The organism is Nitratidesulfovibrio oxamicus, from assembly GCF_015731765.1.
GTDB lineage: Bacteria > Desulfobacterota > Desulfovibrionia > Desulfovibrionales > Desulfovibrionaceae > Cupidesulfovibrio > Cupidesulfovibrio oxamicus.
On the sequence record NZ_VRYY01000724.1, the window covers coordinates 1 to 692 of the forward strand.

At 73.8% G+C, this 692-nt stretch carries 1 pseudogene; it reads right to left on the reverse strand.

What is annotated here, in order from left to right:
* Positions 1–692, reverse strand: a pseudogene (locus FVW20_RS17700) (alkaline phosphatase family protein); the annotation flags it as partial.

A 692-nucleotide genomic window follows, 5' to 3' on the forward strand; every position in this document is an offset into this window, starting at 1 on the left:
CGCCAATCCGCCTGCCCGGTGAGCGCCGCCGGATACGCCACGGCGCGTTGCGGCGCATCCAGCCCGAAGTGGCGCAGCACAAGCGCGCCCGCGTCACGCACCGAAACCGGCGCAACGCCGTCCGGCTGCGAATCGTACCAGAAGGCGTCATCCGGGGTGTGGGTGCCGGTGCGGCCGTACTGCCTCGGCAGGCCGAAGACCTGGCTGCGGTTCCACTTGGCCTTCAGGTCGAAGCCGTAGGCGGGCACGCAGACCAGATCCGGCGCGGCCCAGCGCAGGGGCGGGCCGTCTTCCGGAGCGGAAGGGACGACGGGGCCGGGAGTCGCACCGGTCTGGCCCGAACCGGTCTGGCCCGAACCGATCTGGCCCGAACCGATCTGGCCCGAACCGATCTGGCCCAGCGCCCCCTGCCCCGGCACCTCCGGCCCGTAGGCCTCGTCCGCCGTGAGCACGGCGCGGAACACCGGCGCGCCCTCGAAGGTCAACGCCCTAAGTTCGCGCCGCAGCCGTTCGGCCAGTCGCTGCCCCGTCGCGTCGTCCAGCGTGCCGTCGGGGAAGCGGCGGCGGGTGCGCAGGTAGATGCGGCCCGGGTCCAGCGCAAAGGCCGCGCTGTCCGGGTGCAGGGTGGCGGCGTCCAGTTCGTGGCACTGCTCCACGCCGCCGGGCGTGACCTGACGCAGCAGCCCCTGCCC